The sequence below is a fragment of the Chamaesiphon sp. VAR_69_metabat_338 genome (assembly GCF_031423935.1).
In the GTDB taxonomy this organism is placed as follows: Bacteria; Cyanobacteriota; Cyanobacteriia; order Cyanobacteriales; family Chamaesiphonaceae; genus Chamaesiphon.
In genome coordinates this window covers 1-5,890 of the sequence record NZ_JANPGM010000003.1, presented here as the reverse complement: position 1 = coordinate 5,890, position 5,890 = coordinate 1, and the positions used below count along the sequence as shown (strand labels likewise).

9 protein-coding genes are annotated in these 5,890 nt (G+C 47.1%); 2 read left to right on the top strand and 7 right to left on the bottom strand.

Going from position 1 to position 5,890, the window contains the following annotated elements:
• Positions 1-386 precede the first annotated feature (386 nt).
• Positions 387-674, bottom strand: coding sequence for a hypothetical protein (locus RMO84_RS00120; RefSeq protein WP_310486374.1), 288 nt, complete (start codon positions 672-674; stop codon positions 387-389).
• 97 nt (positions 675-771) lie between these two features.
• Positions 772-1,494: a response regulator transcription factor gene (locus tag RMO84_RS00115; RefSeq protein ID WP_310486373.1), complete on the bottom strand. Its 723-nt coding sequence runs from the start codon at positions 1,492-1,494 to the stop codon at positions 772-774.
• Positions 1,495-1,842: 348 nt separating this feature from the next.
• Here RMO84_RS00115 and RMO84_RS00110 point away from each other — a divergent pair, with 348 nt between their 5' ends.
• Positions 1,843-2,091, top strand: a complete 249-nt coding sequence (locus RMO84_RS00110; protein WP_310486372.1) for a DUF6761 family protein — start codon at positions 1,843-1,845, stop codon at positions 2,089-2,091.
• Positions 2,092-2,177: 86 nt separating this feature from the next.
• On the opposite strand, the gene grxD is transcribed toward RMO84_RS00110, so the two are convergent.
• The 4 genes from grxD to RMO84_RS00090 all read right to left on the bottom strand — a co-directional run bounded on the left by grxD (position 2,178) and on the right by RMO84_RS00090 (position 4,419).
• A complete protein-coding gene (gene grxD / locus RMO84_RS00105) occupies positions 2,178-2,501 on the bottom strand; it encodes a Grx4 family monothiol glutaredoxin (protein ID WP_310486371.1) in 324 nt (107 codons plus the stop codon).
• A 90-nt stretch (positions 2,502-2,591) separates the two neighbouring features.
• Positions 2,592-2,849, bottom strand: a complete 258-nt coding sequence (locus tag RMO84_RS00100; protein ID WP_310486370.1) for a BolA family transcriptional regulator — start codon at positions 2,847-2,849, stop codon at positions 2,592-2,594.
• Positions 2,850-2,985: 136 nt separating this feature from the next.
• Positions 2,986-3,438: an NAD(P)H-quinone oxidoreductase subunit N gene (locus RMO84_RS00095; protein ID WP_310486369.1), complete on the bottom strand. Its 453-nt coding sequence runs from the start codon at positions 3,436-3,438 to the stop codon at positions 2,986-2,988.
• 225 nt (positions 3,439-3,663) lie between these two features.
• Entirely contained in the window at positions 3,664-4,419 is a 756-nt protein-coding gene (locus tag RMO84_RS00090) for a hypothetical protein (protein WP_310486368.1), read from the bottom strand.
• A gap of 276 nt (positions 4,420-4,695) precedes the next feature.
• On the opposite strand from RMO84_RS00090, the gene RMO84_RS00085 reads away from it, so the two are divergent.
• The gene (locus RMO84_RS00085) at positions 4,696-5,265 is read left to right on the top strand and encodes a 5-formyltetrahydrofolate cyclo-ligase (RefSeq protein ID WP_310486367.1); all 570 of its coding nucleotides are present in this window, start codon (positions 4,696-4,698) and stop codon (positions 5,263-5,265) included.
• 7 nt (positions 5,266-5,272) lie between these two features.
• Here RMO84_RS00085 and arsH read toward each other — a convergent pair whose 3' ends face one another.
• Positions 5,273-5,887: an arsenical resistance protein ArsH gene (gene arsH / locus RMO84_RS00080; protein WP_310486375.1), complete on the bottom strand. Its 615-nt coding sequence runs from the start codon at positions 5,885-5,887 to the stop codon at positions 5,273-5,275.
• Between the last annotated feature and the right edge of the window lie 3 nt (positions 5,888-5,890).

Here is a 5,890-nt window from a genome sequence, read left to right as displayed (position 1 = left end):
TCGATCGAAGTTAGCGATAAAGCCCAGCTCGAACGCTGTCTAGCTCAAATCAAGCAAATGAGCGACGTGCTCAATATTCGGCGGCTGACTCAAGCAGAAAATTAAATCGACTTAACTTAACGAGGTAAAACTGAAATGATTTTCGATGAATCCATGCAAAATGCGCTCGCGGGCGGACTGGCCATTATGATTTCAATCGGCGCGATGCTGATGATGCTTACCAATGTCTGGACTACCAAAAAAAAGTAGTAACATTGAGAATACAAATAGCAAATGTTCGCATCCCGGCAACACTGAAGAGATAGTTGCTGGCTCGATACGTCAATGTGACAGTAGCTGAAGCTCTAGCTTTTGTTCTTTAGCTACGTTCTGCATCTCGATCCGTTCTAGCAATCTCGTTCGCGATCGCCGATCTCAGAATATTGCTCCTGACAGAGATCGCGTCGATTACGCTCTGGAGTCATGACGGAAGTAGCTTCGGGATGCGGGACGATCGTGCCGATCGCTTCGAGATCGCGGAGAATATAATTTAATTGATTGGCGATCGAACCGATCGAAATCTGGGTATCACTGCCTGGTTGACGGCTAGCTTGTAAAAAGTGCAACCGCATCTGCCACGTAGAATGGTGGGGATGTTTGTGAAGATATTCTAAAACAGCTTGACGACTAATCATGTTTACTACTCGGATTTTGCAATTATCATCATTGTCTCGCGATCGTCAATGATTGTGTAGCTATCTTAACAATTTTGTCGCTATTCTAATAAATTTTCTAATAATTTAGGCGATAGCCCACTTTTCGCACCGTCTCAATCGGATCGGGATGTCCGAGCTTTTTGCGGAGGGTGAGGACGTGGGTATCGACAGTACGCGGATTATCGATATCGACATCCCAAGCGCGTTTGAGCAGTTCGCTGCGATGGACGGGACGGCCATTTGCTTGGGCTAAAACGTATAGCAGGCTAAACTCTTGCGGACTCAAATCGATTCTCAGATCTGACGAGCGGGCGGAACTACTCACCCGATCCAATCGATCGCCATCGAAATTTCGAGTCCGATCTCGGAGGTAAACACACCGCCGCACCAGATCGATGCGTAAATGGCCATAGGTGAGGTCGGTCGGAATCGTGACTGCCAACCGACTGCGGCGCAGCAAAGCACCCACCCGTGCCAAAAATTCGGGCATACCAAAGGGTTTTTTGAGGTAATCATCTACTCCAGCTTGGAGTGCGCCGACTAAATCGCGCTCTTGAATGCGTGCCGATAGCATCAACATCAGCGAGTTGCCCTGAGGAAATAACCACTGGCAAAATTCCAATCCAGTGCCATCGGGTAAATCGGAATCGACGATCGCCAGTGTTGGCAATTCTTGCTTGCAACGTTGGTAAGCTTGGGCTAGCGTTGCTGATTGCTGCACTTGATAGCCCTCTTGCTGAAGATGCCAAGCTAGGAGCGATCGTAAGTTTTGATTGCCTTCAATCACATGAATCTGCACGCTGTTGTCGATCCAATTAGTTAACTTTTAACCGATAGCAATTACCACATTGCTGCTACAACTATTTTCGATCGCGATGAGAGTCGATCGCCATCGCCCTACCAGAACGACGCGAATCGCCGCGATCTTTTAATAGCAATTTGTCAAAGCTGGCACAACCGATCGGGCACTGCCGACATAAATCCTATCGCTAGATCCAGACTAATTAGTTCGGTAATGCCAGCGATCGCCAGCAGCCGGCAACGGGTATTTTCCACACTGCAATTGTTGAGAATCTAGATTAAAGTGGATATATGCCCAGTCGAGCGATTTTGATATATCCTATTTAATATGTAGAGAGATTTGGCCATGCTGCAAACTATAGAAACGATCGGGCACTACCAAAAGATTACTGATGCTTTAGTTGAAATGTGGCATCGTGGCTATCGCTATGATGACTTACGTTTGTATCTCGATGGATATTTAGCAGCATTGAGGAGCACTAATGCCTTAGAGGCTCATCAAATTAACCGGATTGAAGAAGAAGCGATGCGTTATGTTTACGATCCTTCCAACTTTGAACGAGCCGAACCGCAGCGGGAACCAGATTATTATTAATAGTCTGCCACTCTTATATTCTCAAAAGAGCGATCGATTAATGATGATATTAATCGATCGCTCTTTTGTTGTCAGTTCTTACTGCCCTAGCTAGCTAAAGCAACTTCTACTATTTGCTGAAGTTCGCCTTTTTGATAGAGTTCGGTCATCACATCCGACCCACCAACAAATTCACCATTGATATAGACCTGGGGAATAGTCGGCCAATTAGAATATTCCTTAATGCCTTGGCGAATATCTGGTTCGGAGAGTACATCGACCGTTTCGTAAGGTACGCCGAGAATATTCAGAATTTGCACGACTTGATTAGAAAATCCACATTGGGGCATCAATTTATTGCCCTTCATGAACACCATAATTTTGTTGTCGGTGACTAGCTTACTAATCTTTTCATCTACATGAGTAGTCATAAAGCAGTTAAAGATAAAGGGGATAAAGTAAAAAGGGAATTGGCACAGATGAACTGAAGTAGCTCAACCGTAAAATTTGCTGGCTTTAACCTAGTTTTCTGCCTGCCAGGTTGCGGGGGTATAAGTCTTGAGCGCGAGGGCGTGAATTGCCCCACTAGCCATCGCTTCCCGCACGGTACCATAGACTAGTTGATGCTGTTGAATTAGGGACTTGCCTTCAAACTGGGCAGAAACTACTACCGCTTGATAATGATCGCCGCCGCCAGTGAGATCGGAAATCTGCACGATCGCATTGGGGATACCGGACTCGATGCTGGCTTTGACTTGACTGGGAGTAATCGCGCTCATGCTGAAGTTAGCTGTTAGGGATGAAAGAGGAAATTTTTGCGAGGATCGCCCCACCTCGCAAGGGCGATCGAGTTTAAGGCTAATTATTATATAAGTATTTTGATTATAGCTGGAGACTCGATGGGCGATCGCGGCTCTAGGAATTAATCAGATCTGTCAGATTGACCCACCGAAACTGGCGATCTCCACCGAGTTCGATCACTACTTTGACTCTTGGTTCGATCTTGGGTAGTTCGGTCAGATAAGCTAATTCTTGATTGGCTAAGACTTGGCCGTCAATCAGCCACAAGACTAAGCCTTTAGATGTGGGTAGCAGGTGTGCTAGATGAGTGTCCAGCATCGGCGGAATATAGTAAGTACGAATATCCTTCTTGCCCACGTGTGCTGGCCGGACGCCATGGATACCCGTCAGGTAGGTACCGACATCGCCCAATCCCCGCGCGGAGATATGCATACTCTCGTAGCCATTCGCGCGTAATCGCCGTTGATATCGACCCTCAAAGCCACCTTCGAGCGGGATATATACGCCCAAGGCTCCAGCTTGTTCTAGATCGCGGATAAATGGTTTACCAGTCGTAAATAAGGGCATCTCGACATCCTAGTGACAGTGATTCGTGCAGTGGCGATCGCCAATTGCCATAAGGGGGAGTTCGGTCTCGAACGAATTGTCGGTACCTCAATCTCGATTGCACAAAGTGCAGGCTTTTCCAACTCCACAGCGCGAAGTTGTAACGGCGTTGGCGTAGCCTCTCTCATGGAGAATCGCGCACGCCTCCTCTTAATTATGCCACGAGTCGGGAATGTCCAACTAGGCTTACTTGAGGATATTAATCCCATCGTAGACTAGCGAAATTAATTCGCCGCGATCGTTGAAGTCGATCGCGGATGGTTTAGGCGTGATAATCGTAATATTTTCAAATGCCCAGCAGCAGCCACAAGAACGGGCTAGCTCGACCAAAAGTTGAATCTGGGGAATATCTAATCCAATTTGGTGAAAATAATCAAAATAACTCAAATAAGCAATTCGATAATCTTGCATTGCTGTCGGTAACAATGCTGGGTTCATCTGGGGATAACTTTTTTGAATTTCGGCAATTGAAACTTGATTGAGAAAATCGCCGAGTAAATCGTAGGCCATTAGTTGGGCTTCGCCCACAATTTGGGCGCGGGGATTGGCGTAAGCCTTGACCACATCAATAAAATCTGGCTCGATTTGCCGCTCGATTTCCCAGTCGCAGCCATCACAGATTTGGTGAAGAATTTTTTTGCCGACATCGACTAAATCTGGCCGGTTAATCAAAATTGTCATCGCCGTGAGCGGATTTTCCGTCCACAAAATTCGCGATCGTTCTAGCCCAGCATACAGATAACAAGCATTGATGGCGTTCTCCGCACGTTCGCGATCTGTCGCGCGATCGCTCAAAATCCCCTCCCATTTAGCCCGAACTTGAGGGATAAAGTCTACTTCTAACTTAACTAGCTTCCGGCGTTCCATTAAAGCTTTGCTTAAGTATTGGGCTAGAGGTTGATCTTTTACCGATTTACCTGGAAGATCGATAGATAATGGCATCTTAATCTGGATTAAAGTTTAGTAAATTTTTATATACTTAGATATTAGGTTAAATCTGGCAAACAAATCTCGCGAGCGGCGAAATTGACCGCAGCGGTTGCCTTTAGCACCAATTGATGAAAACCAGAAATCCGACTGCTTCCCTGGTTAATAAGGTAGCTATTTAGTATTTAGCACTAGTCAGGCTATTATTTGGATTCTAGCTAGAAATTCAGTCGCTCGGCATGGTCAATTTGGCGGATTCTAGCTGGTAAATCTCGCACTGAGGCCCCAATCGTGACTTGCTCCAAGCCGCAACTTCGGCATCAATTTCTCCACCAGCGACGATCGCTCGCGATCGATCTGTGGCAAGCCCAGAGCGAGTTGTTATGCGATCGACTGAGTAATTGCCCGCAATTCATCGCCGCACAGACGATTCTTGCTTACCAAAGCTGTCGCCAAGAGCCAAGTCTGGATTATTTATTCGCCCATACTGATAAACAGTGGGGCTTACCGCGCTGTGTCGATGGATTACCGATCTGGCATCGCTGGCAGACTTCAGCAGAATTATTCACAGGTAGTTACGGTATTCGCGAACCCAATCCCAAAGCACCCTTATTATTACCAGGCGAGATCGATCTGATTTTGGTTCCTGCTGTGGCGATCGATCGGCAGGGGTATCGACTGGGTTATGGTGGTGGTTACTACGATCGACTGCGTGCAGATCCAGTCTGGCGCAAGATTCCGACGATCGGGATCGTCTTTGATTTTGCCTACGTCGATCGACTCCCGATCGATCCTTGGGATTTGCCACTCGATGCCGTTTGTACGGAATTGGGCGTGACTACAAGTAGGGGTAATTCATGAGTTACCCCTACTTTTTAGCTTGTTCTTTGCGTTCGCTGTAGCGATCGGTCAGATAATCCACTTCATCGCGCAATAGTAGCGTGAATTTGTAGAGTTCTTCCATCACATCTACCACTCGATCGCGATAATCCGAATCCTTCATCGTGCCATCCTCATGAAACTCTTGATAAGCCTTGGCAACCGATGACTGGTTCGGAATCGTAAACATCCGCATCCACCGACCCAATAGCCGCATCGTATTCACGGCATTAAAAGACTGCGAACCGCCACTGACTTGCATTACCGCCAACGTGCGTCCTTGTGTCGGTCGGACTGCGCCGATACTCAATGGAATCCAATCGATCTGATTTTTAAGTATCCCCGTAATCTGGCCGTGCATCTCTGGACTAGACCAGACTTGCCCTTCCGACCACAGACTTAACTCGCGCAATTCTTGAACTTTGGGATGAGTATCGGGTACGCTCCCGTAAATTGGTAACTCGCGCGGGTCGAAAAACTTCACCTCCGCGCCAAACTCTTGAATAATCCGCGCAGCTTCTTCGGCGAGTAACCGACTGTAGGATCGATCGCGCAAGGAGCCGTAGAGAAATAAAATTTTCGGGGGATGGGTCGATCTCGCCAGCGT

What these genes read in the sequence shown, in the direction of transcription:
- RMO84_RS00120 (WP_310486374.1), bottom strand. Translation starts at nt 674, where the DNA reads ATGATTAGTCGTCAAGCTGTTTTAGAATATCTTCACAAACATCCCCAC.
- RMO84_RS00110 (WP_310486372.1), top strand. Translation starts at nt 1,843, where the DNA reads ATGCTGCAAACTATAGAAACGATCGGGCACTACCAAAAGATTACTGAT.
- grxD (WP_310486371.1), bottom strand. Translation starts at nt 2,501, where the DNA reads ATGACTACTCATGTAGATGAAAAGATTAGTAAGCTAGTCACCGACAAC.
- RMO84_RS00100 (WP_310486370.1), bottom strand. Translation starts at nt 2,849, where the DNA reads ATGAGCGCGATTACTCCCAGTCAAGTCAAAGCCAGCATCGAGTCCGGT.
- RMO84_RS00095 (WP_310486369.1), bottom strand. Translation starts at nt 3,438, where the DNA reads ATGCCCTTATTTACGACTGGTAAACCATTTATCCGCGATCTAGAACAA.
- RMO84_RS00090 (WP_310486368.1), bottom strand. Translation starts at nt 4,419, where the DNA reads ATGCCATTATCTATCGATCTTCCAGGTAAATCGGTAAAAGATCAACCT.